This is a genomic window from Larkinella insperata, assembly GCF_026248825.1.
Classification (GTDB): Bacteria; Bacteroidota; Bacteroidia; order Cytophagales; family Spirosomataceae; genus Larkinella; species Larkinella insperata.
Genome location: NZ_CP110973.1, coordinates 2,355,589 through 2,380,699, shown reverse-complemented (window position 1 = coordinate 2,380,699; position 25,111 = coordinate 2,355,589). Strand labels below are relative to the sequence as shown.

Annotated in this window: 23 protein-coding genes; 15 read left to right on the top strand and 8 right to left on the bottom strand. The window is 52.2% G+C overall.

Going from position 1 to position 25,111, the window contains the following annotated elements; translation table 11 throughout:
* Positions 1-16 precede the first annotated feature (16 nt).
* Positions 17-544 (top strand): hypoxanthine phosphoribosyltransferase, encoded by a 528-nt coding sequence (hpt, locus tag OQ371_RS09750; RefSeq protein WP_265993578.1) that lies wholly within the window; start codon positions 17-19, stop codon positions 542-544.
* Here hpt and OQ371_RS09745 read toward each other — a convergent pair.
* Positions 541-1,776, bottom strand: coding sequence for an NADH-quinone oxidoreductase subunit D (locus OQ371_RS09745; RefSeq protein ID WP_265993577.1), 1,236 nt, complete (start codon positions 1,774-1,776; stop codon positions 541-543). The genes hpt and OQ371_RS09745 overlap by 4 nt on opposite strands.
* Positions 1,777-1,932: 156 nt before the next feature.
* Between OQ371_RS09745 and rpmG the strand changes: the two genes are divergently transcribed.
* The 7 genes from rpmG to OQ371_RS09710 all read left to right on the top strand — a co-directional run bounded on the left by rpmG (position 1,933) and on the right by OQ371_RS09710 (position 8,084).
* On the top strand, positions 1,933-2,115 hold the full coding sequence (gene rpmG, locus OQ371_RS09740) for a 50S ribosomal protein L33 (protein WP_038121932.1): 183 nt from the start codon (positions 1,933-1,935) through the stop codon (positions 2,113-2,115).
* A 33-nt stretch (positions 2,116-2,148) separates the two neighbouring features.
* A complete protein-coding gene (locus OQ371_RS09735; RefSeq protein ID WP_111626371.1) occupies positions 2,149-2,304 on the top strand; it encodes a DUF4295 domain-containing protein in 156 nt (51 codons plus the stop codon).
* A gap of 151 nt (positions 2,305-2,455) precedes the next feature.
* Positions 2,456-3,415, top strand: a complete 960-nt coding sequence (ftsY, locus tag OQ371_RS09730; protein WP_265993576.1) for a signal recognition particle-docking protein FtsY — start codon at positions 2,456-2,458, stop codon at positions 3,413-3,415.
* A 39-nt stretch (positions 3,416-3,454) separates the two neighbouring features.
* Positions 3,455-3,931 carry a hypothetical protein gene (locus OQ371_RS09725; protein WP_265993575.1) on the top strand — a complete coding sequence of 159 codons (477 nt, stop codon included), beginning with the start codon at positions 3,455-3,457 and terminating at the stop codon, positions 3,929-3,931.
* Between the two features lie 6 nt (positions 3,932-3,937).
* Positions 3,938-4,588, top strand: a complete 651-nt coding sequence (locus OQ371_RS09720) for a PH domain-containing protein (protein WP_265993574.1) — start codon at positions 3,938-3,940, stop codon at positions 4,586-4,588.
* A gap of 167 nt (positions 4,589-4,755) precedes the next feature.
* The gene (gene rimO / locus OQ371_RS09715) at positions 4,756-6,066 is read left to right on the top strand and encodes a 30S ribosomal protein S12 methylthiotransferase RimO (RefSeq protein ID WP_265993573.1); all 1,311 of its coding nucleotides are present in this window, start codon (positions 4,756-4,758) and stop codon (positions 6,064-6,066) included.
* Positions 6,067-6,137: 71 nt separating this feature from the next.
* A complete protein-coding gene (locus tag OQ371_RS09710) occupies positions 6,138-8,084 on the top strand; it encodes a sensor histidine kinase (RefSeq protein WP_265993572.1) in 1,947 nt (648 codons plus the stop codon).
* A 90-nt stretch (positions 8,085-8,174) separates the two neighbouring features.
* Here OQ371_RS09710 and OQ371_RS09705 read toward each other — a convergent pair whose 3' ends face one another.
* Together OQ371_RS09705 and OQ371_RS09700 are read right to left on the bottom strand one after the other, a co-directional pair.
* On the bottom strand, positions 8,175-9,530 hold the full coding sequence (locus tag OQ371_RS09705; RefSeq protein ID WP_265993571.1) for an NAD-dependent succinate-semialdehyde dehydrogenase: 1,356 nt from the start codon (positions 9,528-9,530) through the stop codon (positions 8,175-8,177).
* 62 nt (positions 9,531-9,592) lie between these two features.
* Complete coding sequence (locus OQ371_RS09700; RefSeq protein WP_265993570.1) at positions 9,593-10,129, bottom strand: MarR family winged helix-turn-helix transcriptional regulator; 537 nt, start codon at positions 10,127-10,129, stop codon at positions 9,593-9,595.
* Positions 10,130-10,353: 224 nt separating this feature from the next.
* On the opposite strand from OQ371_RS09700, the gene OQ371_RS09695 reads away from it, so the two are divergent.
* The 5 genes from OQ371_RS09695 (at position 10,354) to OQ371_RS09675 (ending at position 16,882) form a co-directional block, all read left to right on the top strand.
* Positions 10,354-11,439 (top strand): HlyD family secretion protein, encoded by a 1,086-nt coding sequence (locus OQ371_RS09695; RefSeq protein ID WP_265993569.1) that lies wholly within the window; start codon positions 10,354-10,356, stop codon positions 11,437-11,439.
* Positions 11,440-11,442: 3 nt separating this feature from the next.
* Entirely contained in the window at positions 11,443-13,017 is a 1,575-nt protein-coding gene (locus OQ371_RS09690) for a DHA2 family efflux MFS transporter permease subunit (protein WP_265993568.1), read from the top strand.
* Positions 13,018-13,075: 58 nt separating this feature from the next.
* Positions 13,076-14,377 carry a TolC family protein gene (locus OQ371_RS09685; protein ID WP_265993567.1) on the top strand — a complete coding sequence of 434 codons (1,302 nt, stop codon included), beginning with the start codon at positions 13,076-13,078 and terminating at the stop codon, positions 14,375-14,377.
* A gap of 145 nt (positions 14,378-14,522) precedes the next feature.
* Entirely contained in the window at positions 14,523-14,762 is a 240-nt protein-coding gene (acpP, locus tag OQ371_RS09680; protein ID WP_265993566.1) for an acyl carrier protein, read from the top strand.
* Positions 14,763-15,136: 374 nt separating this feature from the next.
* Positions 15,137-16,882, top strand: a complete 1,746-nt coding sequence (locus OQ371_RS09675; protein WP_265993565.1) for a sensor histidine kinase — start codon at positions 15,137-15,139, stop codon at positions 16,880-16,882.
* An 11-nt stretch (positions 16,883-16,893) separates the two neighbouring features.
* On the opposite strand, the gene OQ371_RS09670 is transcribed toward OQ371_RS09675, so the two are convergent.
* Both OQ371_RS09670 and gcvT read right to left on the bottom strand, forming a co-directional pair.
* Entirely contained in the window at positions 16,894-17,610 is a 717-nt protein-coding gene (locus OQ371_RS09670) for a 2-phosphosulfolactate phosphatase (protein ID WP_265993564.1), read from the bottom strand.
* An 81-nt stretch (positions 17,611-17,691) separates the two neighbouring features.
* Entirely contained in the window at positions 17,692-18,786 is a 1,095-nt protein-coding gene (gene gcvT / locus OQ371_RS09665; protein WP_265993563.1) for a glycine cleavage system aminomethyltransferase GcvT, read from the bottom strand.
* Positions 18,787-18,891: 105 nt separating this feature from the next.
* Between gcvT and OQ371_RS09660 the strand changes: the two genes are divergently transcribed.
* On the top strand, positions 18,892-19,800 hold the full coding sequence (locus OQ371_RS09660; RefSeq protein WP_265993562.1) for a carboxypeptidase-like regulatory domain-containing protein: 909 nt from the start codon (positions 18,892-18,894) through the stop codon (positions 19,798-19,800).
* Positions 19,801-19,810: 10 nt separating this feature from the next.
* Here the strand turns inward: OQ371_RS09660 and OQ371_RS09655 are convergent, their stop codons facing one another.
* The gene (locus tag OQ371_RS09655; RefSeq protein ID WP_265993561.1) at positions 19,811-20,410 is read right to left on the bottom strand and encodes a cupin domain-containing protein; all 600 of its coding nucleotides are present in this window, start codon (positions 20,408-20,410) and stop codon (positions 19,811-19,813) included.
* A gap of 105 nt (positions 20,411-20,515) precedes the next feature.
* Between OQ371_RS09655 and OQ371_RS09650 the strand changes: the two genes are divergently transcribed.
* Entirely contained in the window at positions 20,516-21,574 is a 1,059-nt protein-coding gene (locus OQ371_RS09650; protein WP_265993560.1) for a class I SAM-dependent methyltransferase, read from the top strand.
* 7 nt (positions 21,575-21,581) lie between these two features.
* Here OQ371_RS09650 and OQ371_RS09645 read toward each other — a convergent pair whose 3' ends face one another.
* Positions 21,582-24,449: an AsmA family protein gene (locus tag OQ371_RS09645; protein WP_265993559.1), complete on the bottom strand. Its 2,868-nt coding sequence runs from the start codon at positions 24,447-24,449 to the stop codon at positions 21,582-21,584.
* A 71-nt stretch (positions 24,450-24,520) separates the two neighbouring features.
* Positions 24,521-25,099, bottom strand: a complete 579-nt coding sequence (gene lpcA / locus OQ371_RS09640; RefSeq protein ID WP_265993558.1) for a D-sedoheptulose 7-phosphate isomerase — start codon at positions 25,097-25,099, stop codon at positions 24,521-24,523.
* Positions 25,100-25,111: the final 12 nt, after the last annotated feature.

Sequence of the window (25,111 nt, the reverse complement as noted above, 5' to 3'; positions counted from 1 at the left end):
CGTCAACTGGCACCGTATGCTGACCATCAAAGACAAAAACTTTGTTCCCTTCATCGATCAAAACAAGCTGAAAAACCGCATTGTTCAGCTTGCCGACCAAATCAACCACGACTACCAGGACAGAGAGCCCATGCTCGTTGTGGTGCTGAACGGCGCGTTCATCTTTGCGGCCGAGCTGATGACTCATCTGACCATTCCGTGCCGGGTTACCTTCATTCGGGTCAGCTCCTACCAGCAAACGGCTTCGACGGGCATTGTCCGGGAATTACTCGGCTTGAGTGAGTCGCTCACCGGTCAGGATATCATTCTGATCGAGGATATTATCGACACGGGTTTGACCATCCAGGAAGTATCGCGGCAGTTGAGGCAGCAACAGCCCAGCTCACTGGAAATTGCAACCATGCTGTTCAAACCGGAGGCCTTGAAAGTCGAGGTAGCGATTAAATACGTCGGTTTTGAAATCGAAAACCAGTTTGTCGTTGGCTACGGCCTGGACTACGACGGTTTGGGTCGTAACACAAAGGAAATACTCGTCCTGGCTTAACGGTCGACCTCTCCCATTACCACGTCAATGGACCCGATAATAGCCACCAGGTCCGCAATCATGGCACCTTTGGAAATTTCGCTGATGACGGACAAATTGTGGTACGAACACGAGCGCGCCCGGCAGCGGAAGGGCACATCCGACCGGCCGTCGGCCCGGAAAAAGAAGCCTAATTCCCCCTTCGAAATTTCGCCCCGAATGTAAAACTCCTGCGCTTTCGGGCGGATTTTCTTCGGCACCAGAGCCTGCGGATCAAAGTCCCGGGTGCGCTTCAGATCGCCCGTCAGTTGCGTCAGACACTGCTCGGCAATTCTGACCGATTCCCAGCACTCCATCACCCGCACGTAGTTCCGGTCCCAGCAATCGCCCAGTTTGCCAACGGCTCCTTCCCCGATTGGAATGTCAAACTCCAGTTCGGGATAAACGGAATAACCATCAACCCGGCGCAGGTCATACCGCAGACCCGACGCCCGCAAGACCGGCCCGGAGCAGCCATAATTGATGGCTACCGGCAGCGGCAAAACGCCCACGCCCGCCGTTCGCTTAACAAAAATCTTGTTCTCGGCCACTAGCTGCTGCATTTCCAGCAACTTCGGTTTCAGGTATTTCAGAAACTCCTGACACCGCTCTTCAAATCCCACCGGCAGATCGTAGAACAGGCCGCCAATCCAGATATAATTATAGAGCATTCGCGCCCCGCTGACCCATTCCAGCAGCCGTTGCAGGTGTTCGCGGTCGCGCATCATCCACAGGAACGGCGTATAGGCGCCAATGTCCAGCGCGTAGGTGCCAATCGCTACAAAGTGGGACGCCAGCCGGTTGAGTTCGGAAACCAGCACCCGGATGTATTCAATCCGTCGCCCGTCGGGACGGTTCAGCAGTTCACCTTCAATGCCCAGCATTCGCTCAACGCCCATGCAGAAAACGTGTTCGCTGTTCATGGCGGCCAGGTAATCCAGCCGATCAACAAACGGCAACGTCTGGTTGTACGGCAGCGACTCGGCGTGTTTCTCAAAGCAGCGGTGCAGGTAGCCCAGGTGCGGCACCACATCCACGATGATTTCCCCGTCGGTAACGATTTCCATGCGGAGAACACCGTGCGTCGAGGGGTGCTGCGGCCCCATGTTCAGAATCATCTGACCGGACTCAAGGTCGTCGGTTGTATATTTATTCGGCTCGGACGCCTGAAACAGTCCGGGCTGGTATTCGTATTGGATGGTTTGTGGAGTCATTGCTCATCAAAGGTCGGCAGTGGATGCCCAAAAATCAAAATTGCCTTTAAACCGCTAGGAATTAAGCAGTTTTTCGAAATTATTCACAACGAACCGTTTTTCTTATTACGACTTTTTCTTACCTTTGCGTTCCTGTTTGAGAAAATATTTACAGCAATGGCTAAGAAAGGCAATAGAATTCAGGTGATTTTGGAGTGTACGGAGCAGAAGGACACGAACGTTCCGGGCACTTCGCGCTACATTACCACCAAAAATCGGAAGAATACGCCGAGCCGGATCGAACTGAAAAAGTACAATCCGAACCTGAAACGCGTAACCGTACACAAAGAAATTAAATAATTGTAAACGCGGGACTGTTCCCGCCTATCAAAGATGGCAAAGAAAGTTGTTGCAACCCTGAAGAAGGAAGGTGGCGGTAAGAACTTCGCAAAGATTATCAAAGCCGTAAAATCACCGAAAACCGGTGCTTACACCTTTAGAGAAGAAATGGTCCCACTGGAAGAAGTACAGGCTGCTCTGAAAGGCTAGTCTTCCGGTTTTATGACACATTGTAAGTCCCTTCGATCGTCGGTGGGACTTTTTTGTTTTTATTTTTGTTGCTAAAAACATCCGAAGGAGCCAATACTAACTAAGCCATTGGTTCTTATACACTACCATCAAACGTTAGAACGTCTACGAAATGGGCCTGTTTGATTTTTTCTCGAAGGAAAAAAAAGAATCACTTGATAAAGGGCTGGAAAAGTCCAAAGATAGTTTTTTCTCGAAACTCAACCGCGCCGTTGTTGGTAAATCGACCGTCGACGATCAGGTACTCGACGAACTGGAAGAAGTTTTGGTGACGTCCGACGTGGGCGTTGAAACCACCGTTAAAATTATCCGGCGCATCGAAGCGCGCGTGGCCCGGGATAAATACGTCAGTACCAGCGAGCTGGATCGGATTTTACGGGAAGAAATTGCTGCGCTGCTGGCCGAAAACAGATCCGTCGATGTTAACGATGATTTTTCGTTGCCTGCTGGCAAAAAACCGTACGTTATCATGGTCGTGGGCGTCAACGGCGTCGGGAAAACAACCACGATCGGGAAACTGGCGGCTCAGTATCACAAACGGGGTTATAAAGTGGTGTTGGGGGCGGGCGATACCTTCCGGGCGGCCGCGGTTTCCCAACTGAAACTCTGGGGAGAACGGGTTGGCGTGCCGGTAATCGATCATGGTATGAATACCGACCCCTCGGCGGTGGCCTTCGATGCCGTAAAAAAAGCCGTCGATATGAACGCCGACGTGGTTATTATCGATACGGCGGGCCGTCTGCACACGAAAGTCAACCTGATGAACGAATTATCGAAGATCAAGCGGGTGGTGCAGAAATTCCTGACCGAAGCCCCCCACGAAGTATTGCTGGTCCTCGACGGGTCGACGGGGCAGAACGCCTTTATTCAGGCGACGGAATTTACCAAAGCGACGGATGTAACGGCGCTGGCCATCACGAAGCTGGACGGCACGGCCAAAGGCGGGGTGGTGATCGGTATTTCGGATCAGTTCAAGATACCGGTGAAATACATTGGCGTCGGTGAAAAAATCGAAGATTTACAGACTTTCAGCAAGATGGAGTTTGTGGATTCGTTTTTTAAGAAAGCCTGATTCGGTTTCCGCACCAAGCTGATCCGCTTGACGAGCCTCATGAAAAACATACACATCCATCAACGGCTTTTATCGCTGGCAACCTGGCTGCTGGTAACGGCGCTTTCAGTTGCCTGCAAGCCTAGCCAGGGGCAGAAGCAGGCGCAGGGTATTTGCGGCACGGTTGTCTTTAAATCCGGCAACCACATGCCCGGCCCCGGACGGTCGCAGCCGAAAGGCCAGCCGGTTGTGCGGGAAGTGCTGGTGTATGAATTGACCAAAATTGATCAGACGCAAACTACCGACGACGGTTTTTACACCAGAGTCAACACCCGGCTCATTAAAAAAGTCCAGTCGGATAAAGATGGCAAGTTCTGCGTTGATCTGGCACCGGGCACGTATTCCATTTTCGTGCAGGAACAAAAAGGTTTATACGCGAACCTGTTTGACACGCAGAACCATATTTTTCCGGTAACGGTCGAGAAAAACCGCCAGTCATCGATCACGTTTGAAATTACGTATCAGGCGGTATATTGACCGTCTATGAACGTGCTGAACGCCCTACTGATCATGGCTGCCGTTGTGTTTCCCTTCGGCTGGGTAATCTACCGGCTAATCCGGTATACGGCCAAATCGATGGGCAATGAGTCGCCGTTAGTAGTTCGGGTTACCTATCAGGTCAGCAAAGGGGAGTACTTCAGCCGCTTTGCCTTTCTCTCCTTACTCGTTCTCATTTTCTTCAATCTCTTGCTGCTCTATTGCATGTTCTTCATTGCTGAGCGCTTTGCAACGGCTTACTGGCATTGGGGCATCGTTTGGTCGGGCGTGGCAGTAGCCTTTTATTCGTTGTGGTTTATTGCGCTGCTTTTCAAACTGGAGTGGCAGTACTGGCTCATTACGAAGGCAAGAACCATCACGTTGGATCCAGCGGACAAAAGTCTTGAGATCGCTGCTGCCGACGGCCTTGTTCGCATTACGGCATCCGACGTGGAAGCAGTCGAAATTCACGCGCCGGGTCCTGAATCCAGCAAAATGGTCGGTGGATACCATTATTTTTGTTTTATCTTGAAAGACGGTCGCCGGATTTATCTGAACCACAACAAAAGCTACCTGGATTATTCGATCACCGATTACTTCAAAACCGTTCCAACCCGTTGCGTTCCGCATAAAATTCCGTGGATAATTGCCCCATAACTTTCTCCTGAATTGTACTTTTCCGAACTTTGTAAAAAGTAGCGGTGTTCTGCTAAGACGGTTACCGCTTACGCTATATTATTTAATTTTGTCGGGCATACCGTCCGTCATCCGCTGTAAAGGCAATCCTGTAAATCAGGGTGATCCGTTTTTAATCTTAGTCTGTTTTGAAAACAAAAGGCTTACGCTCGAATAAAATTAATATCGTCACGCTGGGTTGCTCCAAGAACCTGGTCGACTCGGAAGTACTTTACACCCAGTTGAAAGGCAACGGCTACAACGTTTCGCACGAATCGAAGAAAGACGATGCTAATATTGTGGTGATTAATACCTGCGGTTTCATTGATAACGCAAAGGAGGAATCGATCAACACCATCCTGCGGTACGTTGACGCCAAAGACGCGGGTGTGGTCGATAAAGTGTATGTGACGGGTTGTCTGTCGCACCGCTATAAAGACGAGCTGGAAGTGGAAATTCCCACCGTTGACGCCTGGTTCGGCACCAACGAACTGCCGCGGCTGCTCAAAACGCTGAAAGCCGATTACAAACACGAACTGGTGGGCGAACGGCTTCTGACTACTCCCGCCCATTACGCGTACCTGAAAATTGCCGAGGGATGCGACCGGCCCTGTTCCTTCTGCGCCATTCCGCTTATGCGCGGTCACCACGTCTCGCGCCCGGCCGAAGAACTGGTGAAAGAGGCTCACTCACTGGCCCGGCGTGGCACCAAAGAACTGATTTTGATTGCCCAGGACTTAACCTACTATGGTCTGGATCTTGAACGGAAACGCACCCTGGCCGATCTGATCAACCGGTTGGCCGACGTAGCAGGCATCGACTGGATTCGGTTGCAGTATGCCTACCCGTCGGGTTTTCCGATGGATGTACTGGATGTGATGCGCGAGCGGTCGAACGTCTGTAAGTACCTCGACATGCCGCTGCAAACCGGCTCTACCGAACTGCTCAAACTCATGCGCCGGGGCATTACGCGCGAGAAAACCGAAGCGCTGATTTACAGCATCCGCGAGAAAGTACCCGATATTGCCCTTCGGACTACCCTGATCGTCGGCCACCCCGGCGAAACGGAATCGATGTTCGACGAAACCTACGACTTTGTTGAACGGATGCGCTTCGACCGGTTGGGAGCCTTCACCTATTCGCACGAGGACAACACGCATTCTTACACCATGCCCGACGACATTCCGACCGATATCAAGCAGGAACGCGCCGATGCCATCATGGAACTGCAGCAGGGAATCTCTTCAGAACTGAATCAGGAAAAACTCGGTAAGACTTACAAAGTGCTGTTCGACCGCAAAGAGGGCGGCTTTTTTATCGGTCGCACGGAGTTCGATTCGCCCGAAGTGGACAACGAAGTTCTGGTGCCGGCCAGCCAGTACGTTCGTCTGGGCGACTTTGCCAACGTACGGATTACGGAAGCCCACGAATTTGACCTCTATGGCGAGGTCGTTTTGTAATTAAAAACGGCTAAGTCCCTCGCAGCCAACCTCTTTTTTTCGCTATCTTTGAAGCCGAACCTTCCTGTGGTATGGCTTCTTTTTGCCGGTTGATCGTCTTTTTGTGGCTGCTGTCTCCGGCATTTGCCTGGGCCGATCAACCGGCTATACCCATTCCGCTGAACGCCAAATCCGTTGTGATCGACCATGACATCTGGTTTGTTCAGGACTCAAGCCATGTCCTAACGATCAGAGACGTGCTGAGGTCGGACGGAAAGTTTCAGCCAAACACATCACCCATTCCTAACTTTGGCTACACGAGCGGCAACCAGCACGCCTATCCGGTCTGGCTGCGTTTCCGGCTGCGAAACCCGTCGAAACAGCTTCAGGCGCTCTTTTACGAAACCGATTTTTGGGCCTTCGATGAACTACAGCTATTCATTACCGACGGACAGCGAGTTCTTTACACCTCCCCCCTTTACGGCTGGAAGACGCCCGTTCCGCGGAAATGGGTATACCACCGAAATTTCTGGTTTCCGTTTAGCCTGAACGCGGGTCAGGAGGTAACCTGTTACGTTCGGGCCTTCAAAAGCCGGGGGGTACAGGTCGTTCCAGTTACCATTCGCCCGCAAAGCACGCTCAACACGTATATTCTGAAGGACTACGCTTTCTGGGGCGGGGTGTTTGCGGTGTTTGTTTTTGTGATCGTCATTAGCTTCTTCTTTTACCTGACCACCCTGGACCTTATTTACGCAAAATACATCCTCTGTATACTGGGACTGGGTGGCTACTTTTTCATCAACGACGGTTTTCTCTATCATTTCTTTTTCGACAGCCAGTTCTGGATGCCAAACCGAAACGTTTATTTCGTCTTTCCGCTCCTGCTCTTTTTCTTTCAGTTGCTGTTTGTCCGGTCATTCCTATCGCTGCAACATACGCCCAGCCGGCTGTGGCACCGCGTGGCAACGGTGGCGCTGGTCGGTGGTCTTTTCTGTCTGACCTCGCTCCTGGCCGAATGGGTGTTGTACGTTCCGCCCGCCGTTGAGTTGATTCTGATGCGGCTGTTCATCATTTTCTACTGGCTGCCTATGCCGCTCATCTGGACTTTTATCGTGGTCAATTTAATTCGGCGGTATCGCGTTCAGGAAGCCTGGCTGTATCTGGTAGCGGTTAGTCCGTTTTACCTGCTCAACTTTCTGGTTATCCTCTGCAATTTCAGACTTCTACCGACCTACACCTTTTTGGAGAGCTACGAGAACCTGGCGTTGGCAGCCCTGTTTGAAGTCATGATTCTGACCTTTGGCTTGGCTTACCGCTACAAACTCATTCGCGACCACAATGAACAGCTTAACGATGAGCGCACGCAGCAACAGCGCCTGACGTACGAAGCGCACGTGGAAAGTTTGCAACTCAAAAACGAATCGTTGCAGGAAAAAGAACGCATCGCCCGTGACCTCCACGACAACGTAGGGGCGCAATTGTCGTTCATCGTCAACAGTTTGCAGCAAATTGGTCGGCAGGCCGACAAACAGAACGCAACCAACGCCCGTCAACTGTCGTTGCAACTCCGGTCCGTTGTTGATTACACGCGGGAGGCCATTCAAATGCTGCGCGACACCATCTGGGCCATTCATCAGGAAAGCTTTACCCTGGAGGAATTTGAAGAGCGGATAAACCACTACATCAGCCGGTATTTCCAGCAGATGGAAGCGCTGCAAATTACCATCCAGACAGAAGGGCAGCTCAATCAGCCGCTCACGTCCGTTCAGGCCCTGAACATGTTCCGGATTATGCAGGAAGCCCTGCACAACGTTGTCAAGCACGCTCAGGCCACGGAAGTAACGGTGTTGCTCAATGCCAGAGAAGACGGCTCCTTTCAGCTCAGTGTCAGCGACAACGGCAACGGTTTGTCCTGGGCGCCGGGCGATTCGCTCGATAACCACTACGGTTTACAAAACATGAAAAAGCGGGCCGAAGAGCTGGGCGGTCACTTCCGGATTTACTCCAACCACGGCACAGTCGTGGAAGTCGCCGTTTAGGGCAGACTGGTCAAATGGGCAGGCTTCGGCCCGTATTTGCCAGCCTCCGGTGCGCTTAGCTAACTGACACGAGCCGAAACCTGCGGGTTGTTATTCCATCCAGACGGTCTTGATGTTTAAGAACTCTTTCAGGCCAACGTCCGACAGTTCCCGGCCGAAACCCGACAGCTTGACGCCCCCGAACGGTACGCGCGGATCGGAGCGCATCAGCGAATTGACAAACACCGATCCGGCCTGAATTTGCCGCGCCAACCGGTCGGCCCGCTCCAGATCCTGCGTCCAGAGCGCCGAGCCGAGCCCGTAATTGGACTGATTGGCGAGCTTTACGGCATCGCGTTCGTCTTTGGCTTCAACAATGACGGCCAGCGGACCAAAAGTTTCTTCATCAAAAGCCGTCATGCCGGGCTTAACCTTGTCGAGCAGAATCGGCTGAACGTTGCAGCCCTGCCGGCTACCACCGTGCAGGATTCGTGCACCCTGCTGCACGGTTTCCGTGCATTGTTTATCAATAGTTTCGGCCAGATCGAGCCGCGCCACCGGACCCATCGTGGTTGCCTCGCTCATCGGATCGCCCTGCTGAATCACCTGAATGTGGTGCAGAACCCGGTCCGTAAATTCTTTCTTGACCGATTTTTCCACGATAAACCGTTTAGCCGCAATGCAGCTTTGCCCCGCGTTCTGCATCCGTGAATGGGCCGCTACCTCGGCGGCTTTTTCCAGATCAGCGTCGGCCAGCACAATCAGGGCATCGCTCCCGCCCAGTTCCAGCACCGACTTTTTGATCTGACTCCCGGCAATTGACGCCACCGAAGCCCCGGCTTTTTCGCTGCCGGTCAGCGTTACGGCTTTTACGCGCGAATCTTTCAGTACGGATTCCACGGTTTTCGACTCAATGAGCAACGACTGGAACGCCCCGGCCGGAAAATCACAGGCCCGAAAAATCTCTTCAATGGCCAGCGAACAACCACTGACATTGGCGGCATGTTTCAGCAAACCCACATTACCGGCCAGCAGCGACGGTATGGCAAACCGGAATACCTGCCAGAACGGAAAATTCCAGGGCATCACGGCCAAAACGATCCCGAGCGGTTGGTACGCCACAAAGCTCTTTTTGGCCTCGGTCTCGATTGTCAGATCCGCCAGAAACTGCGGAGCTTTTTCCAGGTAATAATCGCAGCCAACCGCGCACTTTTCGATTTCGGCCATCGCTTCTTTGAGCGTTTTACCCATTTCTGCGGTCATCAGCTCGGCGTAACGCTGCTTCTCACGGCGGAGGTAGGCGGCAACTTTTTGAAAGTACGCCATGCGTTTCTCCAGCGATAACTCCGACCAATCGTTGAAAGCCCGGTCGGCCAGTTTGATTTTCTGATCAAGCGCCTGATTGCTCAAAGCCGTATACGACTTGATTTTTTTCTGAGTATAGGGGTTGACGGACGTAAAGCTCATCGTGCTGTGGTTTTTTCAGATAACCAAAAAAAAGCCCCAACCGATTCGATTGGGGCGCAAATTCAGTGCGAAAAGTTAGGCGCGCAGGGGAACCCCTGCAACGGAATCACCCCGGTATCTTTCTCGATTTCACGCACCAGCAGGACCATGGTGTCCAGCATCTGTTCAACCCGTTCGCGACCGACCATAGTACTAAATTTAGCTTTCAGCTCCTCCATGCACGTAAAAACAGCCGCCAGCAACTGCTTGCCGCGTTCATTGATAAAAATCTGGCTCGAACGGGAGTCGCGCTCGCTTTTTACGGTATAGATATACCCGTCGTCTTCCAGCAGCTTCACGATTTTGCTCATGGCCTGCTTGGTAACCCCCGCCCGCCTGGCCAACTCGTTGTTGGTAATTCCGTCCGCTTCCAGGTTGGCCAGGAAGCCTATATAGCTTGCTTTGAAATCCAGAAATCCCAGTTCAGCCAGCCGTTGCTCCACGTAACGTCCCATAAATCGCTTCATTTTGGACATCACCCGGCCCAGCGCCCGCTCCCGCTCCTGATAAAACAACTGAAAATCAAATGGTTTCTCGACTGCTACAGACTCGGTATTCATAGAAAATACAAGTATTTACGAAACATCTAAGTTACAATTTTTTCTCAAATCCGTTCTATTTCACGTTTCGAACCGGCGATTCCTTGCTCAGAGTCCCTGCTATTAAAATTCAATTAAAGCCCTTAGAAGATTAGTAAACCAGGTTGACTATTCGATTTAGAGCCTTTATTTTTGCTCAAAATTAGTCAACCAAGTTTACCAAAGAAAGAATCACCTGCATAAAAATGGCAACAGAACAAACCACATCCGTTAAAAAGTACCTCCCGCGTTTGATCGTGCTGGTCATCGTTGTGGCGGCTGCGTTTTACGGGTTTCAGTCGTACCGATACAATCAACACTATGAAACGACGGACAACGCCCAGATTGAAGGCAACACGGCCCCGGTTCTGGCGCGGGTAGCCGGGTACGTGCAACAGGTATCTATCGAAGATTACACGACCGTAAAACGCGGGGAATCTTTGATTGCAATCGATCCGCAGGAATACGAAGTAGCACTTCAACAGGCCGAAGCGGATTACCAGCAAACGCTGGCCGACATTCAAACCGCCAAAGCCGATCTGCAAAATGCACAGGCCAGTCTGCGCAATGTGCAGCAGAACCTAAAAGTAACCCAGTCGAACGCCAACGTGCAGGCTGTCCGGGTTTCAAAGGCAAACAACGACCTCAAGCGCGACGAAAATCTTTATAAAGGCCAGTCATTAACGCAGAAACAGCTGGAGGATTCACGCAACGACGCCGAAGTGCAAACCCGGCAGTACGAAGCCAGCGTTCAACAAATTGGTCTGGCCAAAACGTCGGAAAACGTGGCCCAGGCCGCCATTGCGCGGGCGCAGGCCAATATTCTGAAAGCGCAGGCGCTGCTGAAAGTAAAGCAGGCAGCCATCGACAACGCCAAACTCCGGCTGGGATACGCCAAAATCACCGCTCCCATTTCCGGTAAAATCGGGAAGAAAAACGTGGTCGTTGGTCAGTATGTGCAACCCGGCCAGAACCTGTTCACCATCGTAAATGACTCGACGTTCTGGGTAGTCGCCAATTTCAAGGAGACGCAACTGGAGCACATGCGCGTTGGGCAGCCGGTGGATGTAAAAATTGACGCCTACCCCGATCTGGACGTGAAAGGCAAGGTAGTTTCGCTTTCGGAAGCAACGGGTGCCAAATTTGCCCTCCTGCCCGCCGATAACGCATCGGGCAACTTCGTCAAGGTAACGCAGCGCGTACCGGTAAAAATTGAAATCGAAAATCCGGCCAAATACAAAGGGCTGCTTCGGGCCGGCTTGAGTACAGACATCGCCGTGAAGGTTCAGTAATATATGGCAGCAACGGGATTTAGACGGTGGATTGTCGTCATCACGACGGTTTCGGCAGCCATCCTGGAATTGATTGATACCTCGATTGTAAACGTCGGTCTGACGCAGATGGCGGGCAACCTGGGCGTCACCATCGAAGATATTTCGTGGGTTGTGACGGCTTATGCCATTGCTAACGTCATTATTATTCCGATGACCGGCTTTTTGCAGCAATATTTCGGCCGGAAAACGTATTACATCGGTTCCATCATTCTCTTTACCATCGCATCATATTTCTGCGGAATCGCTGATGACTTATGGACGCTGGTAGCCTTCCGGTTTTTGCAGGGCATCGGCGGAGGAGCCTTGCTATCGACCTCGCAAGGCATCATGTACGATGCGTTTCCGCCCAACCAGCGGGCCATTGCCTCGGCGGTTTTCGGGATGGGCATTGTGCTAGGACCGACAATCGGCCCCACACTCGGCGGGTATATCATCGACAATTACCACTGGAGCTGGATGTTTTTCATCAACGTCCCGATCGGTATTCTGGCCATGTTTCTGTGCATGACGTTTGTTGAAAAACAACCCTACGAATTCAACATCGACCGCAGCCGGATCAAAATTGACCAGCTTGGCATTCTGTTGCTGGCGGTGGGCATCGGGAGTTTGCAGTACGTCCTGGAACGGGGTGAAGCCGACGACTGGTTCGACGATCGCGCGATTCTGTATTTGACCATCGTAGCCGCCATCAGCATTCCGCTGTTTTTGTGGTGGGAGCTGAAAACCGACAGCCCGGTTATGGATTTGCGGGTGGTGAAAAATCAAAATCTGGCCGTAGGGTCCATTCTCGTCTTCATCATCGGGTACGGTTTGTTCACGTCTATTCTGCTGTTTCCGCTGTTTGCCCAACGGATTGTGGGTTACACGGCCACCAAGACGGGCAATCTCCTGATTCCGGGCGGGGCCATCTCGCTGCTCATGTTCCCGATTGTCGGCCGATCGCTGGCGAACGGGGTTTCTCCACGCATTTTTGCCATTCTTGGGTATTTGTCGTTCATCCTGTTCTGTTTCATGATGTCGAACCTGAACGCCGATGCGGGCGAGAGCGATTTTACCTGGGCGCTGCTGGTTCGCGGAGCGGGTATGGCCATGATCAACGCCCCGCTGATCAACCAGTCCATTTCAACGCTTAAACCCCAGGAATTGCCAACCGGCATTGCGTTTACGAACATGGTGCGGCAGCTGGGGGGCGCTTTCGGGGTCGCCATCACAAACACGTACATTGCCCAGCGCACCGCCGTCCACCGCAGCGATCTGGTGTCGAACCTGCAGGCCGGTGATCCGCTAACCACCGACCGACTGAACGCGCTGGCCCAGGGACTGGCTGCTCGTGGCATGAACGCGATGGATGCCGTTACGGGGGCGTACAAAAGCCTGGATGGCATCATTTCCAAACAGGCGCTGATGATTTCGTACCTGGATACGTTCCGGCTGGCGGGGCTCTTTTTTATCGTGACCTTACCGCTGCTCTTCTTTATGAAGAATAAGAAAATGGACCCGGCAGCCGCCAAAGCTGCAGCGGATGCGGCCCATTAACCCGCCAACGCAAACCCCGCAAAAGAAGGATAGTGCTTATCCACAATAACTTTAGAAAATGAAACATTTAAGTTTATTCATAAGTATTGCTTTAATAACGACCGTTGCCAGGGCGCAGTCGGTTCCGGAAGATTTACGAAGCTTGATTAACGAAGCCAATACCAATTTCCCGCGCCTAAAAGAGCAAACCCAACAACTCCGGGCGGGGGAAGTGCAGATTGATATTGCCCGGGCGGCTTACCAGCCCAACATCACCGGCAACGGAAGCTACCAATACCTTACCCCGGTGGCAAAAGCGACGCTGCCCGTCAACGGAAACGAAACAACCATCCAGTTTCAACCCAACCATAATTTCAACGCCAACGTCGGCGTTGGGCAGACGCTCTATGATTTTGGGCGTACCGACGCCAGCATTCGGCAGGCGCTGGACAATACCCAGATCTTGAAGCGAAATCTGGAGTTAACGCAGCAGAATCTCGGCTATCAGGTGGCAGCCGCCTATTACGGCATCGGATTTCTGCAAAAAAGCCTTGTTGTGCAGGATTCTGTCATTCAGGTAGCTCAACGAAATATCCAGATTTTCGCTAACCGGTTGCAGAATGGGGAAGCGCTCCAGTACGATTTGCTGACCCAGCAAGTACGGCTGAAGGCCGCGCAGAATCGAAAAATTGACTTGCAGAACAATCTGGAGCGTCAACGGGCGTTATTGACGTACCTGACCGGTAATCCAAATCCGGCCATCAGTCCCGCTGCCGCTCAATTCGATGCACCCGTGCAGCCATTCACAACCGAAGGAAGCCTGCAAACGGCTCAGTCAAGTAACAAAGAAATTCAGTTAGCCCAAGACCGGGTCCGGGCGGCTCAAACCGACGTGTTGGCCTACAGCCGCAGCGGCCGGCCCAACCTGAGCTTTAGCGGTTCGGCGGGTTATCGCAACGGTTACCTGCCAGATATCGCTGCGCTCAAGTTTAACGTTGCCGCCGGAGTCAACCTCACCGTACCGATTTATTCCGGCAGACGGTATACCCTGCAAAACCAGGCAGCCCGGTTGAATCTGGATGCCAGCCGGTACGCCGTTGAGAATGCCAATGCCCAGTTGCGGCAAAATCTGGCGCAACTGAATGCCGATATCCGGAGCAATCAGCAACGACTCCAGAACCTGGAAACGCAGGTTTTGCAAGCCCGCAAGGCGTTGGAGATTGCCCAGGTCCGGCTGCAATCCGGGGTCATTACACCCGTTGAATTGCAGAGTGCCGAAACGGGCGTTGAAGAAGCTGAACTGGCCCGTTTAAATTACCAATATCAACTAATACTGAATCAGTTAGAGTATAAAAGATTACTGGGTGAAAATTTGTTGTAACCTTAAACGAAAAGTTTACGGTCTGGAAAACTAAAAAAGTGGACAGACGGTTCTCTAGTCGGGGCTAGTTATGACAAACAGCCGCTCTCACACACCAGCAGATGCTCGTCTGCGTTATTTCGACAACCTGCAAACAGCTACGACTATGAAAGATCGCGTAACCAACATTCTCAAAAACTTTGGCATTAAAGAATCGGCCATCCACCCTACCGTTCACTTTACGCGCGACCTGGGTCTGGATAGCCTGGACACGGTTGATCTGATTATGCAACTGGAGCAGGAATTCGGCATTCGGATTCCCGACGAGGATTATTCAAAACTAACTACGTTTCAGGAAGTCGTTGATTATTTGCAAACGGAACAGCACGTTGCGATGCAAGCCTAAGCAGTCAGCATAAATACCGATATTGAGCCGGAAAGGACTTGTTAGAGCGCCTTCCGGCTTTATTATTTTTATCCGGTGTAGTTTATTCGGCAAACAATTATGAGACTATTTAATTAGTATAAAAAAGGTTACTTTCGCTGGATTATAAATGTTGCTTTACTGATCATCTGCCTAAGTTATACGCCACGTACTTTTTATAAAGAATGACAGATTTTAAAGCTGTACGGTTATTTGTTTATTCTTTCTTAAGTATCATTTTTCTGCTCGTCTGTCCGGCAAAGGGACAGGTTTCCGAAATCCGGAAGTTACAAAGAGAGCTTGCTACAACCACAGATAGTACGACCTATCTGGATAAGTTCAACCTGATTGGCTTCATGATGCATATGAAAAGCGCTGATAGCTGTCTTTTATACGGCATCCGCGCCAAAGCCATCGCCGACCGGCAACATTATGCGAAAGGGAAAGCCGATGCGGTGTGCAATATCGCAACGGCACTTTTTCTGAAAGGCGTTTACAGCCAGGCACTGGAATTGTACACGGAGGCCATGCTCGAATACAAAAGCGTTTCCGATACCGTCGGGACCGTCCAGATGTTGATGAACTCTGCTGTCGTTTATGAAGTGTTGGGTGACACGCTCAATTCCGTAAAATTTTCCCGGAGGGCTCTGATTCGGGCATCAGCGCTTTACTCAGATTCCATTAAGTGCATGCTATACGCAAATTATAGCTTCCTGCGCCCCAAATCCGAACCCGATTCGTCCGCATTTTACCTCAACCAGGCGGAGAAAATAGCGCTTCAGTTCAAAGACGAACGCGCCCTGCTTTTTATTAAACAACTAAAGAGTGAGAAGCTGACGCAAACCGGCCAACTCGCACAGGCGCGGGAATTGATTCTAGGATCCCTGCAAATTGCCCGACGACACCAATGGGAATACCATGAAATTGTGGGACTGGATTATTACGCGCAGTATTTTCTGAAACAGAATCAGATTGATAGCGCAATTGCCTGCTACCATAAAAGTTACGAATTAGCGGACCGAAGCGGCTTCATTACGTTTAAAGCCGAGGTTTTAAAATCACTGCGCAACTGTTATCAATTAAAAGGAGACGAAAAAAACCAGGCGCTTACCAACGAAAGGCTGGTGCAGGCACTGGAGGAAGAAAAAAATAGTAACAACGGCTTTATTGGTGATTACATCGCTTACCATAACACGCAACAGCAAGTAGAACAACTGGAACTCCAGGCCAAGAATAACCGCCGAACCATTGGGCTGCTGGTCGGCTTTTCCCTGCTTGCAATCGGGGTCATTATTTTCATTTTTGTTCTTTACAAAAAGCTGCGGCAACAGGCCCGTTTGCAGCATCAGCTCAACGAAAAAATAACCGAGCAAAACAAATTACTGACGCAGTCGGATGAGTTTAAAGCAAAGCTGGTTTCCATGTTGGCCCACGACTTCAGGTCACCGCTCAACTCGACATTGAGCATGATAAGCCTGCTAAAAGATGAATACGTTTTTACGAAAGAAGAGCTCGAAACGTTTTATAGTTCACTGCAAATGGAAATTGAGACGGTTTTACGAACGTTCGACAACATTCTGCAGTGGGTCAAAAAACAGTACTCGGGCTTCGTAGCGACGCCCGAGAACGTAGTCGTTCATTCAGCCATCGAAGAAGCCGCTTCATTGCATCACACGCTGATGCAGGATAAAAACATATCGCTCGTAAACCGGATTGATGAAGATGTAGCGATCACGACAGACCGGGAAGTGATTCAGTTTATCAACAGAAACCTGATTCACAACGCCATCAAATTTTCGCCGGCAGGCGGTTCAATCACCGTTGACGCCGATTATTCGAATCAGGACGTAATTGTGTCGGTGGCAGACAAAGGAATCGGGATGACCCAGGAACAAATTGATAAATTATTTGCCTTTACGGTTTCCGATCATAGTGGCATTGATCGGAGCGCCGGTGTCGCTCTGACCATCTGTAGAGATTTTATCACCAAACTGAACGGGCGGATCTGGGCAGAAAGCAGCCCGGGCCGGGGAACTACCTTTTATTATGCGTTACCCCAGCGCGTATCTCCCACTATACCGACCGCCGTTCAGATGGAGTAAAGAAGTGGAGTTTACACTTCCATACTAACCAGCGTGCTCCCGCGCAGCACCGGAATCACATCGTACAGATCGTGCTGCAGGCAGTAAATAATGTCTTTATGGATGCTGAGCCGGTGAAGCCGCCGAACGTGGGAAGAATTGGCCAGAAAGCCCGGCAGATCGTTCTTACCCTGTGCGTAAAGCCGCCAGGCCATCAAACCGCTGTCTTCCGGAACCATGTATTCATCCTTAAGCCGCTCGATCAGGGCCCCCGCAAAGAGCGTATCCTCCAGGTTGACCCGGCCTTTCCAGCCCGCACACAAAATCATCACGTCGTAGCGTTCGCCCTGCAAGTACCGCACAATCGCTTCCAGATTCAGGAAAGAGCCGACCAGCACTTTTACGGCATTCCGCGAGCGCGTGATGGCGTAGGTTCCGTTTGTGGTCGTCATGGCAATGTTGGCGCCAATCAGCCGCTCGTCCATGTAGCTGAACGGCGAGTTATCCAGGTCGAACCCCTCAATCATTTTGGCGTTCCGTTCGGCTGCGGCCAGATACCCCCGGCTTTGCAACTGGCTGCATTCCTCGACCGTAGCCACCGGAATTATGCTGTTGACCCCGTGGGCGAAAGCCGTTACCATGCACGAAGTCGCCCGGAAAACGTCGGCGACAATGACAATGGAATTTTCGAGTGAATCGGCATGGAGGTGAAGTAAATCAGGGGTCAGACAGACGTCTATGGTTTTCATGCTAGGATTAATGACGGGAACGCGGCTGGGGCGGACGCGGAAAAGTCAGTGCGTGTCGGCACAGCCGTAATGCCTTCAAATTTATTTTTTTACAAACGGTAATTTTACTATTTCCGCTTTCAGAAGCCGATCGCGGACTTTTACAAAGATGGTTGAACCCGGTTTGCTGTATTCCGTCGGTACGTATCCCATACCGATGCCTTTCCCCAGCGTGGGCGACTGCGTACCCGAGGTTACTTCACCAATGCGGTTTCCGTCGGCATCGCAGAGTTCATAATGGCTGCGGGGAATACCCCGGTCAACGAGTTCGAAACCAACCAGTTTCCGCTTGAAGCCCTGGTTTTTCTGATTTTGCAGATTTTCGGAATTGATAAACGGCTTGGTAAACTTGGTCACCCAGCCCAGACCGGCCTCCAGGGGCGAAACCGTGTCGTCGATGTCATTACCGTATAGACAGTAACCCATTTCCAGCCGCAGCGTATCCCGGGCACCCAAACCGATGGGTTTGATGCCGTACGGTTCTCCGGCTTTCACGATGGCATTCCATACGGCTTCGGCCTGCTCGCTAGCGACGTAGATTTCAAAACCGCCCGCGCCCGTGTACCCCGTCGCCGAAACGATGACGTTCGGGAAGCCCGCAAAATCCGTTTTTTCGAAGGTGTAATACGACATGGAATCCAGCTTGGCGTTGGTCAGTGGTTGCAGCGCCTGAACCGCCAGCGGTCCCTGCACGGCGAACAGACAGGTGCCGTCGGAGATATTTACCATTTCGACCCCGCTGCCAAACTCGTTCTGGCTCTCAATCCAGTTCCAGTCTTTTTCGATGTTTGACGCATTGACCACCAGCATGAATTCAATCGGGCTGATCTGATAAATCAGCAGATCATCCACCACCCCGCCCTGGTCGTTGGGTAAGTAACTGTATTGCACCTTGCCGTCGTAGAGCAACGAAGCATCGTTGGCCGACACTTTTTGAATTAAATCGATGGCTTTCTCGCCTTTTAGAATAAATTCGCCCATGTGCGACACATCGAAGATACCGACGCCGTTGCGAACGGTCTGATGTTCTTCAATATCGGACGAATACCGCACCGGCATCAGGAATCCGGCAAAAGGTACCATTTTTGCCCCGAGTTGTTCGTGAATTTTTTCGAGCGGTATGTGCTTTACATCCATAGTTGGGGAAGAATTGATATGCGTTCGGGTTCCGGCCTGACGCACCAACAGCGCCCCGGCTTACAATCCCGACTTACAAAACTACCTAATTGTTGACGGTTTTCCATGTATACTCTTGCGCGCAATCCGTTTCTCTTTTTCTTTATCAGTTTATTTGGCACCTCATACGTGTTTGCTCAAACGACTATCAAAGGACGGGTGCTGACCCAGGAAACGGAACAGCCAGTTCCTTATGCGTTGATCAGCGAGCCCCAGCACCGTTTTGGCATGTATGCTGATGCGCAGGGACGCTTTACCGTGCGAATCCCGTCTCCCGTCGACAGTTTGCTCATTAGCTGCGTTGGCTTTGAAAGTTTGCTCCTACCGCTGGCCAGCGTGACCGACTCAACGGTTTTTCGGCTGCGTCCAAAATCCAACGTTCTGACGGAAGTGATCGTTCGAGGCCAAAAACCGCGTCTAGCGACGGTGGGGGCCACCCGCAAACGGGCACCGATTGTCTGGGGCAACTGCTCGGGCCGTAACATCGAATTTGCACTTTACGTACGGAACGCCGAAGGAATCCGGGGCTATCTGCAGCGTGTTTCGTACCTAATAGCGCGCGGGGGCGTACCAACCGCTCCGTTCCGCGTCCGGATTTACGCCAATGCCGAGGGGGAACCCGGTGCAGACCTGTTGCCCCAAAGTGTGGTAACGGCCGCCCGGCGGGGGAATACCTGGTGCGAAGTTGATCTGTCGCGCTTCCAGATCAGGTTTCCGAAAGAGGGCCTGTTCGTTGCGATGGAATGGCTCCCGACCGACGAAGACCGCTACAAGTTTGCCACCTCGTTCAAGATGCCGGATGGGCAGAACAACGAACGGGAGTGTTTTGGGCAGTATCTGGCATTCAATCGGGAGCTGCGACCGGTTACGTATTGGGAGCGCATCAACGGCGGCACCTGGCGACGCAACGCCCCGCTGTCGCGCGTCGGCCAGAGTGAACACCCGGTTATTCGGGCCAAAATTGCGCTGGAATAACGGTGCTGGCCTATAATTTGACCCGTTGGAGAATTGCCTTTACCGGTTTGGCCGACAGCACCTCTACGGTATGTTCTACATGCAAGGGAATTTCCACGTAATCGCCCGCCGAAAGCCGAACGGTTTCCGGCCCGATCCGGCATTCGCATTCACCTTCCAGAATCAAAAAGCTTTCGCGTTCGTTGTGGTGGGCTTCGGGTTTTACGTTCTGTTTCACCCAAACAATGCATTGATCAACGCCATCTTGCGCTTTTAGCGCGTGGACATACAGGTTGTTGAACTCCCGGCTGGGCTGGATGGAAGCAACGGTTCGCTGCCACTGGTCGGAATCGGAGTACGGATGAATGAGCGGCAGGTTATTCAGACCCAAAATGGGTGGTTCGCCCAATTCATCCAAAGCATCCAGAATACGGTTTCTCAGTTTTTCATCCGGTTCGGCTCGCTGCTGTTCAAGCGGTGACAACGCCCGGCGCAGGTGATCAATGGCTTGCTCCACTTCGGGATGCAAACGGGCCATGCGCTCTACTTCCGCAATTTCGTCGGGTTTCAGCAGACCAAGGCAATACTCGTTCAGTATTCTGGAGGCAATAAACTCCTGCACTTTACTCATTTCATAAAAATAAATACAGCGTATTTCAGCTATACACGTTCAAATCCGGTTGTATAAATAAGAACGAAGATAACCTAAAATCAGTACGTATTAATTTTTATACGGATGCGCCTGACCGTCACGCCAGAAAACCTCCTCGAATGGATTGCCCTTAAAATCAATCTGGTTCCCCTTCCCCTCCTACACGCCCAACTCTTTCCCATTATTGGAAAAGCCGTACTCGAAGCGGCCGACAAAGGTGTTTTTGAAGCCATTCACCGAGGGCGGCAAACCGTCGATGCCATTGCCGCCGAATGCCAGTTGCACCCCAAAGCCTTGCAGGAACTGCTGAGCCTTCTGGTGGTTCTGGGCTACTTACGGTATCAGGAAAATGCGTATACGTTGACGCGCACGAGTCGGCGGTGGGTGCTTCAGGACGATCAGGAGTCGGTATTTGGCATGATGCGGTTCAACAACCGGGTAGTCTGGCCATGGCTCGAACAACTGGGCAATTATCTGCAAACCGGTGAAGGAATTCAGTACCACGACCACCTGACCTCTGAACAATGGCTGCATTACCAGAACGCGATGCTGGCAGCCACCGGTACGGAAGCCAAGGAATTTGGCCGGAAAGCGCGGGTTCCGAAACAGGCCACCCACATGCTCGACATTGGCGGAGCCCACGGGCAACATTCGGTGGCGCTGTGTCGGCGGTTGCCAAATCTGCAGGCGGTTATTCTGGACCTGCCTCCCGCAATCGAAAAGGCCGCTCCGTTGCTGGCCCAGGCCGGAATGGGCGACCGCGTGCGGCACCAGCCGGGCAACGCCCTGACGGATGATTTTGGCGAATCGACGTACGATATTGTGCTGATGTCGAGTCTGGCCCACCATTTTTCGGACGAGCAAAACCGCGCTGTAGCCCAAAAAGTCGCCCAGGCCCTGAAACCCGGGGGCGTCTACATTATCAACGAGTTCATCCGGCCCGAGGTGGGCGGAAAGTCCGACGGCGTCGGCACCAACCTGGTCGGCAGCAGCATGGACTTGTTTTACGGACTGACCAGTACGGCGGGCAATTACACCGTTCGCGAAATTCAGCAATGGCAACGCGAAGCCGGGCTGAAACCGCTGAAAGTAAAAACCTATCTTTCCATTCCGGGCCGGGCAATGGTCATCGCTCAGAAATAATTCGGCCTTAAATGCCTCCTTTGGTGGAATCGCGCGTCGGTTTGGCAAACTTTTGCAGCCATTTCCAGCCCTGTTCCTTTGCTTCTTCTTTGGCGCGCTTGACCAGGGTCTCCTTCACCTGCCCCGTGGTTTGACTAGCCAGAAAACGGAGCTGCGGTTTGTTATAACTGCCGCCGAGGGCAAAGTCGATTTTCGCCCGTTCTACATTGCCCAGCGACTGGCCCGTCAGCGACGTAAACGCGCTCGCAAACCGGCTGCCCGCTTCACCGGTTGGTACGTCCAGTTTCAGCGTATACCGCAGATCGCCCTCCAGCGAATTGGAACCCGCTACGGTGAGGATATTTTCGCCAATCTTTACGTCAAACGGTTTTATCGACACAAAACCGTTCTTCACTTCCGCTTTCATCATCAGGTCCTTAAACGTCGCGTTCCGGAAACTGGCCAGCTTCGTCTTTTCGACAATGCGCTCCACGATCGGGTTATTTTTCAGCGTCGCCTGCACCACTTTCACCAGGGCATTCCCGGTCAGGCTGTTCAGGTCGGGCATCATATCCGGCTCCAGTTGCCCGTCAACCGCAAACTTGCTTGAAAACCGCCCGATCATGTACTGCGCCAGCGGAAAAACTACCCGCGCCAGTGTCAAATGGCGGTAAGCCTGCGCAACGTCGGCGTTGGCAATGTCCACGTCAAACCCAAACCGTGGTTTAGACAAATTCGTCGGATCGTAAGTACCGTTAGTAACAAAACGCCCGCCCAGCGACGTAAAAGTTAGCTGTTTCATCCGCACGGTACCATCCGCAACCAGCACTTGTCCCTGGATGTTGTTCAGCGGCATTTTGTCGTAAACGGCCTGTGTCACATTGGCATTCAGCGTAAAACGGATGTTTTTCGGAATCTGAACTACCGACGGTTCGGCGGTTTTGGCTGCAGACTGCGGCTCGTCAGTCATCCACTCATTGACGTTCAGGCGGTTGGCGCGAACGTTCAGGGTGCCTTCCAGAGGCTGATTTTCGTCCAGGAAAAACGGCATGTAATTTCCTAGAAAACCGTCGGCGGAAAAAGTCGTTGTGCCGAGTGTTCCCTGTGCTTGCTGAACGTTCAGTTTGCCGGGCGACAGATTGAGTTGGGCGGTATTCAGCGTCAGCCCCTGCGGTAAGGCATCACCTTTGTAGTCCAGATTCCGGATTGCCAGCGTACCACGGGCCGTAAGCCGATCATACCGCTTTGCCTTCGCGTCGGAAACCCGCCCTTTTGTTTGGATATTCGCATCGATCAAACCGGCCAGCCGGGTGCCTTCAAGCGGAAAGATGCGGGTCAGGCTGGTCAGGTTCAGCCGCCCGTTGGCCGCGATTTCGTAAGTATAGTCATCAAAATTCTGCACCCATCCTTTGACCTGGAACGGGTCGCCCGCCAGTTTCAACTGCACATTACCAACATCGACGCGGGTGTCAGCCAGCTGGCCGGTCTGATTGGAAAGCGTAGCCACGGCATTTATCCCTTCAACCGGCTCCGGGAATTTGAGCGATTTCGCATACCCATTCTGCAAGTTCAGCGCCCCGTTGACCACCGGAAACTGCTTGCCCGCTTTATCGTAAACCCCTTTCGCTTTGATGCTCAGATCGGCCAGTCCCCGGAGTGTCAGGCTGTCGATCGGGAACAACTGCGTCAACTGCTCCAGATTCAGTTTAGCCGAAATAGCGGCATCAACTGCCGAACGCTCCAGCCCCTGCACCAGTACCCGCCCGCGGATTGGATTGTTTCCCAGGTCTGCGCTCAGCTTTTTGAGGTTGATAACCGTGTTTTTCAACTGGTCGGTCGCATTTTTAACCGTCAGGTCTAAAGCGATCCGCTCGACCGCCGAGGGCAGGTTTGCGTATTGAAACCGCCCATCGCTCACCACCAGATTCAGCAGAAAAGCCGGCAACTGGCGCCCGTTGTAAAGCCCCTTTACATTCCCGTCGAACCGAACGGTCCCGTCCGCGTCAATCTCTTCAAACCGCTTGGAATACATCCCCGGCACCAGCGACAGCAGGTTTTTGAAATCACTTTCCGGGGAGCGGTAAGTCAAATCGAAGCGCATGGACGTATCGGCCGACGCGTCCGAACCGGTAGCAACCGAGCCATTCAGTTCAATCGGCAGTTCGTTCAGTCTCATCCGGTTTTCGGCAAACGTGTAAACGGCTTTGTCGAATTCGGCCCGGAGCCGCATGTCGGCATCCAGTTTCTTATCGGTCAGATATTCTACCCCATCATACGCGAGCGTCAGGCGTTCGGCCCGGGTATTGAGCACCAAGTCTGCTATGTCGGCTGACAGGCTCCCGCTGCCGGTGTGATTGACCGCTTCCAGCCGGACCGTCATCGGCAAACTCTGGTCTTCGTAGCGAATCAGCCCATTTTTGATGGACCATTCGTCAATGTCGAGCGTAAAAGCCGTCTGGCTCGTATCGGCAACCTCGGGCTCATCGCTTTCGACGGCTTTGTAAATGTCGTAATTGGTCCGCCCGTCGCGCAGAATTTTCACGAGGACGCGCGGCTGATCGAGGTGAACGCCTTTTAATTTTACTTTATCGCCCGACAAGACGCTTAGTAAATTGACGGATGCCTCAAACGAACGGGTGCTCAGCAGCGTGTCGCCCGAAAAAGGTTTTTGTCCGACAATACTCAGTGAATCTGTCTGTAGGGTCAGATTCGGGAAGTGACGAAGCAGCGATATATCGACTTTTTCGGGACGAAAGACGACCCGCGCGTTGACCCGGTTGTTGATCTCCTGCTGCAGTCGGGTTACTAGTTTATTCCGAAAAAGCATCGGCACGAGCCAGGCTGCCAGGAGCAAAACGCCCAGTACCGACGCAACGATGATTCCGATTTTTTTCATGCTAATTGCTTGTTACCTACTTATATAGGACAAACAAAAGCCGAAAAGGTTTGAATCTCTTCGCTACCAGTCTACTCGATCACCAGCTTTTCGATAAGCAGAATAAACAGGTGGATAACTTTGATGTGCACTTCCTGAATGCGGTCGGCATACCCGAAATGAGACACCCGGATTTCGACATCGGCGGTTCCGGCGAGCTGGCCACCGTCTTTGCCCGTCAGCAAAACGACCTTCATGCCGCGTTGACGGGCGGCTTCAACGGCCCGGATGATGTTGCCGGAGTTTCCGCTGGTGCTGATGCCAAGCAGCACATCGCCGTCGTTGCCCAACCCTTCCAGAAACCGCGAAAAGACAAACTCATACCCGTAGTCGTTGCCGACGCAGGAAAGATGGCTGGGGTCCGAAATGGCAATGGCCGCCATGGCCCGCCGGTCATTGCGGTAGCGGCCCGACAGCTCTTCGGCAAAGTGCATGGCATCGCAATGTGACCCCCCGTTGCCGCAGGAGATGATTTTACGGCCATTCTGCAACGCTTCGGCCATTAAACGAGCAGCTTGTTCGATGGCGGAAAGCTGGTTCGAATCACTCAAAAATGTATCGAGAACCGAGCGAGCCTCGGTCAATTCCTGATGAATAAGTTGATTAAGCATGATTGGGGTTAG

Bases quoted from the DNA above. Each gene is read 5' to 3' on its own strand.
- hpt (WP_265993578.1), top strand. From the start codon at position 17: ATGCTGACCATCAAAGACAAAAACTTTGTTCCCTTCATCGATCAAAAC.
- OQ371_RS09745 (WP_265993577.1), bottom strand. From the start codon at position 1,776: ATGACTCCACAAACCATCCAATACGAATACCAGCCCGGACTGTTTCAG.
- rpmG (WP_038121932.1), top strand. From the start codon at position 1,933: ATGGCTAAGAAAGGCAATAGAATTCAGGTGATTTTGGAGTGTACGGAG.
- OQ371_RS09735 (WP_111626371.1), top strand. From the start codon at position 2,149: ATGGCAAAGAAAGTTGTTGCAACCCTGAAGAAGGAAGGTGGCGGTAAG.
- ftsY (WP_265993576.1), top strand. From the start codon at position 2,456: ATGGGCCTGTTTGATTTTTTCTCGAAGGAAAAAAAAGAATCACTTGAT.
- OQ371_RS09725 (WP_265993575.1), top strand. From the start codon at position 3,455: ATGAAAAACATACACATCCATCAACGGCTTTTATCGCTGGCAACCTGG.
- OQ371_RS09720 (WP_265993574.1), top strand. From the start codon at position 3,938: ATGAACGTGCTGAACGCCCTACTGATCATGGCTGCCGTTGTGTTTCCC.
- OQ371_RS09710 (WP_265993572.1), top strand. From the start codon at position 6,138: ATGGCTTCTTTTTGCCGGTTGATCGTCTTTTTGTGGCTGCTGTCTCCG.
- OQ371_RS09705 (WP_265993571.1), bottom strand. From the start codon at position 9,530: ATGAGCTTTACGTCCGTCAACCCCTATACTCAGAAAAAAATCAAGTCG.
- OQ371_RS09700 (WP_265993570.1), bottom strand. From the start codon at position 10,129: ATGAATACCGAGTCTGTAGCAGTCGAGAAACCATTTGATTTTCAGTTG.
- OQ371_RS09695 (WP_265993569.1), top strand. From the start codon at position 10,354: ATGGCAACAGAACAAACCACATCCGTTAAAAAGTACCTCCCGCGTTTG.
- OQ371_RS09690 (WP_265993568.1), top strand. From the start codon at position 11,443: ATGGCAGCAACGGGATTTAGACGGTGGATTGTCGTCATCACGACGGTT.
- OQ371_RS09685 (WP_265993567.1), top strand. From the start codon at position 13,076: ATGAAACATTTAAGTTTATTCATAAGTATTGCTTTAATAACGACCGTT.
- acpP (WP_265993566.1), top strand. From the start codon at position 14,523: ATGAAAGATCGCGTAACCAACATTCTCAAAAACTTTGGCATTAAAGAA.
- OQ371_RS09675 (WP_265993565.1), top strand. From the start codon at position 15,137: ATGATGCATATGAAAAGCGCTGATAGCTGTCTTTTATACGGCATCCGC.
- OQ371_RS09670 (WP_265993564.1), bottom strand. From the start codon at position 17,610: ATGAAAACCATAGACGTCTGTCTGACCCCTGATTTACTTCACCTCCAT.
- gcvT (WP_265993563.1), bottom strand. From the start codon at position 18,786: ATGGATGTAAAGCACATACCGCTCGAAAAAATTCACGAACAACTCGGG.
- OQ371_RS09660 (WP_265993562.1), top strand. From the start codon at position 18,892: ATGTATACTCTTGCGCGCAATCCGTTTCTCTTTTTCTTTATCAGTTTA.
- OQ371_RS09655 (WP_265993561.1), bottom strand. From the start codon at position 20,410: ATGAGTAAAGTGCAGGAGTTTATTGCCTCCAGAATACTGAACGAGTAT.
- OQ371_RS09650 (WP_265993560.1), top strand. From the start codon at position 20,516: ATGCGCCTGACCGTCACGCCAGAAAACCTCCTCGAATGGATTGCCCTT.
- OQ371_RS09645 (WP_265993559.1), bottom strand. From the start codon at position 24,449: ATGAAAAAAATCGGAATCATCGTTGCGTCGGTACTGGGCGTTTTGCTC.
- lpcA (WP_265993558.1), bottom strand. From the start codon at position 25,099: ATGCTTAATCAACTTATTCATCAGGAATTGACCGAGGCTCGCTCGGTT.